The sequence below is a fragment of the Candidatus Bipolaricaulota bacterium genome (genome assembly GCA_021159055.1).
Lineage (GTDB): Bacteria > Bipolaricaulota > Bipolaricaulia > UBA7950 > UBA9294 > S016-54.
Map to the genome: position 1 here is coordinate 1 of JAGGSO010000115.1, position 4,574 is coordinate 4,574.

3 protein-coding genes are annotated in these 4,574 nt (G+C 45.1%); 1 reads left to right on the forward strand and 2 read right to left on the reverse strand.

Annotated features, from left to right (window positions below; genetic code table 11):
* Positions 1-431: hypothetical protein (locus J7J55_05990; protein MCD6142250.1), on the reverse strand; the 431-nt coding region annotated here is incomplete at its 3' end.
* A 119-nt stretch (positions 432-550) separates the two neighbouring features.
* Positions 551-2,611 (reverse strand): hypothetical protein, encoded by a 2,061-nt coding sequence (locus J7J55_05995; protein ID MCD6142251.1) that lies wholly within the window; start codon positions 2,609-2,611, stop codon positions 551-553.
* 61 nt (positions 2,612-2,672) lie between these two features.
* Between J7J55_05995 and J7J55_06000 the strand changes: the two genes are divergently transcribed.
* The gene (locus tag J7J55_06000; GenBank protein ID MCD6142252.1) at positions 2,673-4,253 is read left to right on the forward strand and encodes a lysine--tRNA ligase; all 1,581 of its coding nucleotides are present in this window, start codon (positions 2,673-2,675) and stop codon (positions 4,251-4,253) included.
* The last annotated feature ends 321 nt before the right edge of the window (positions 4,254-4,574 follow it).

Here is a 4,574-nt window from a genome sequence, read left to right on the forward strand (position 1 = left end):
ATTTGGCAGTGCTTAGTGCCATAATCCAGTTCTATTCCAGCATCGTTCCAACCTGATCCACTGTTTTGCACCGTTAAACCACAGATATCTATCCAATCAACAGTTATATGTACAACATCTCCGCTTCCACCACCATCAATAATTGTTGTATCTTTGTTTTCGCCAATTAGATTTATGGATCTGCCTATAAATACATTTTCATAATACGTTCCATTGAAAACATACACTGTATCTCCATCACTTGCATTATCTACTGCATCCTGAATTTTCGTGTAGTTATTTGGCCCACTTCCTCCCACATATAAAGTGTTTCCACCACTTCCTCCTGCCTTTACATCTTTTACATCATCATTCAAAACAATTCCGGCACCTGCCAAAAATACGAAAGCAACAAACATTGCTATTACTGCTTTTGTTGTTTTTCCATGCATATTATTGCCTCACCATATGAATAAAAAATCCATTCAAAAACTTTATGTATGGCAAAATTGCAAATTGCCAACAATAAATGAGCCCATACACTAAAAATAAGGAAATTACATCTTCAGATTTATGGCTCGTACGGATTGAATGCTGGGTCTCCGTAAAGAATGCGGACATACTTTGTGGGCGGTTCATCGGCTATCTTTGATTCCAGCAGCGCCTCGCCGATGCTTGTATTATTCATTATCATGCTGTTCTCCATTATCTCAAGCTCCGCCTCCTGCCCCGTCTCCCTTGTTGCTCCCACGAAAGCTGCAGCCCCTGCATGAATGAATGCCATTCCTATGTTTTCTTCAAGAGGAATGCCGTCTATCCTGCCCATCAAACATGCGGCGCTGAGGACAACGGAAGGCTGGAGTACATAATTTTTAACATGGCTGGCATCCACCTCCTTGGAGTATGAATTTATGCCGTATATGTTCGAAAACATCCAGTACCAGTCGCCATGCCCTTCATATTCAACATAATTTGCATCAAACGCATTCGATTTCTCCAGCATGGGACGACTGTTCCTCAAATCTCCGAAAATCCTCGTGGAGAAGCCGTACTGAGATGCGACCTTTGAATAAGGAATCTGATGGAAAATGCCTGCCGTCTCTCCAAAACCCTCGCCAAATATGAAGGTGAAGTTCTTCATCCATTCCCCGTGGCAAATTTCGTCATAAAATATGCTCCTGCTCATAAGCAATGAGGTGTCGATATCATCCATTCCCAGCACTCTGCCTGCTGCAACGCTGAAATTCATGAAATAAGGATTGTCAGAAGGCAGACCAAAGCCCACGTATTCGTCCACCATGCTCCCGTTGTAGTAATACATTGGAATCATGTTTGTATCGCCCACAACAGCCACCCATTTTATATTGTCATTCATACAACTCGCAATTTTCCCCACCGTTTTGTTGACCTGCATGTTGACATATTTTTGCAGGACAGCGTTGTTCCAGGCGCCTCCTGCCGTGCCGTCTGCAATGTCTGCATATTCCTCGCCCGTTATCTCATTCTGGGCAGAGACAACCATGCCGTCGTGGTATGCTGCTATATAGGGCGCAAGTTTTGAGATTGGAACGAGGGGCAGGTGAGGTGACGCAAGCTTCTGCACCTCGACTGTGACGTTGAAAGAGGCATCGACATAAGAAAAGCCCCGCAGAGAGAAAAATCCGCCTTTAAAGCCGTGATAGAGTTTCACTGAAAGGGTATAATCCCCGCTGTCATTTACCGATAAGGCATCCATGTAGCATTTCTGCGGCTCGTATGCCTGGCTGAACGAATAGGTTACCATCTTGCCATGCCCGTCATATAAAACAGAGGATATTTCGTATGGAATGCTGTCAACTTCCGGCACATCCACAATAGCCCTTATCCTGCTTATACCATCAGGAACTGATATGCTGAATGTTGCCTCGTCGCTTCCGACAAGATTTATTTTTTGCGAGAGTATGGTGATTTGAATGTTTTTCATATGCCTTTCAAAGCTCATTTCCTGGCTTTCTGTTACTTCCGGCTTTAACGCATCGTCAGGATTTGTCACAGCCAGATAGCCCACATCCCTGATGTCTGATATGTAATCGTATATTTCCTCCTCACTTTTGAGATGCACATTTCCTATTGCAACGCTTCCTATGCCAATAACATTCTCCGCACCCAGTTTATCAATGGCAGAAATGATTTCGTCATCATTACCATCATATAGCAATATGGGCGCATCCGTATAGCATGCTATGGGAGTGGCTATCACCGAAAGGTTGTACTCATCCATGCTGCAGGGCATTACAACAACACTGCTGCTTTTTCCGAAAAATTCGGCAATTTTTAATGACACTGCTACCGCGTCCCCTAAAAATTCCCGGCAGGGAAGGGCGGCATCAACATGCCTTCCCACCACAATTAGCCCGTCAGCACCGTAATCGTCAATGAATTTCTGCTGCACCGCCAGGTCATCCTTAAACAGAAGCATCGGTACCTTTCCTTCATGAAAAGCAAGCGCCGTGGAAATGAGAGAAAGGAAAGCATCACCATCATAAACAAGAACGATTTCTTTTCCCATTGCCTCCGCCTCGCCCGCACCATTGCTAAAAGAAAAGTTGACTGCAAGAAGCATAACCGCTACCAGTATCGCCCATTTCTTCATTTTAAGAATTAATCGGCGAGGATATTTAAAAATTGGGATGGCGATAACCCAAAAAAATAAAATGGGCGGGGCATTTAGGGCTGTGCACTGGGCAGATGTTGTAGCGGAAAAATTGCTGGAGAAGGGCAAAAAGCATGTTCTTGCAACAGCCATAACCCCTTCGGGCCCAATCCACATAGGCAACATGAGGGAGGTGCTGACAACAGAAGCAGTCTACAGGGCTTTGAAGGATAAGGGCGGTGATGCAGAGTTGATATACATAGGCGATACTTTCGACGCCCTCCGTAAGGTCTATCCCTTCCTGCCAGAATCATATGAAAAATATGTTGGCATGCCTCTGTCCGACATACCATGCCCCTGCGGCGAGCATGAAAGTTATGCCCACCATTTTCTTTCTCCATTCCTGCAATCGCTCGATGAACTTGGGATAAAGCCCACGGTTTACCTCGCTCACGAGCTGTATCGAGAGGGGAAATACAACGAGGGAATAAAAGTAGCAATGGACAACGCGGGCAAGATACGCAAAATTCTGAGCGAGATTTCAAAGAGAGAGCTGCCGGAAACATGGATGCCCCTCAGTGTGAGATGCGATAAATGCGGAAAATTCACGTCCAATATAATATCATATGAATACCCCTTTGTTGATTATAAATGCAAATGCGGAAATGAAAGCAGGGCGGACATAAGAAAAGGAGGAACTGCAAAGCTTCCGTGGCGCGTCGACTGGCCAGCCCGCTGGAAGATTTTCGGCGTGACTTTCGAAGCATTCGGAAAAGACCATGCCGCTGCAGGCGGCTCCTGGGACACTGGCAGGGTGATATCCAGAGAAGTTTACAAATACGAGCCTCCAATGCCGCTGGTTTATGAGTTCATACATCTGAAAGGCAGAGGAGCGATGCACGGCTCGACAGGCACCGCCGTTGCAGCAGAGGACATGCTGAAGATGACGCCGCCTGAAGTGCTGCGCTTCCTGCTCATGAAACAGGAGCCTTCACGCCACATTGAATTCGATGCAGGGCTCGGATTGCTTGATTTGGTGGACGAATATGACAGATATGAACGCATTGTCTTCGGCAAGGAGGAAGCAAAGACAGGTATTAAGGATGCAGAGCGCATTTACGAGCTTTCACAGCCCCACGGCATAGTTGATAAAATGCCCCTGCAGGTGCCCTACCGCCATCTTGTGACGATTGTGCAGATAGCAGGAGGAAGATGGGATGAAATCAAAAAGATACTCGAAAGAAACGGAGAATTGGAAGGAATCGACGAATACGGAGAGCAGAAACTCAGGGAGAGGGTTGAGAAAGTCAGATACTGGCTCTCACATTTTGCTCCCGATATGGTAAAGTTCGAGGTAAAAGAAAAGTTGCCTGTGCCCACAACAGACGAGCAGAAAAAATTCTTTGCTACCCTGAAAAGAAAATTCGACGGCATAGAATGGAATGCCGAAGAAATTCACAAAGCGATATACGATGCTGCCGAGAAGGAAGGTGTGCCTGCAAAGATGGCATTCCAGTGGCTTTATGAAATAATTTTGGGGCAGAAAAAAGGACCCAGGGCCGGCTATTTCATCCATTCTCTGGGAAAAGAATTCATGATGAAAAGGCTGGATGAAGCCACCGCCAATCATCAAAAAATTTAGAAACATTTATAATGTGCAAGAACAATAATTTATTGGATCGGGATGGGAGAAGTAATTCAAATAATATGGGGATTAATTGCATTTGTGAGCGCATGGTTCTTATTCTGGATTCTGTATTACAGCACGGTCGGAAAAAACGAGCTGTGAATTTCGTACACTAATTTTCTTCATGCTTGACGGCAGCGCTAGCCCTATAAAAAGAGAGTTCGAAAAAGGAATTTTTCCATCAACGCTTTTTCTAAAAGGGTTGATTTTCTTAGAGCCTTTTCTTAGAAAGAAAAGCCTCGGAAAAGAACTGCTCTGGATTATAAGACCAAGTTT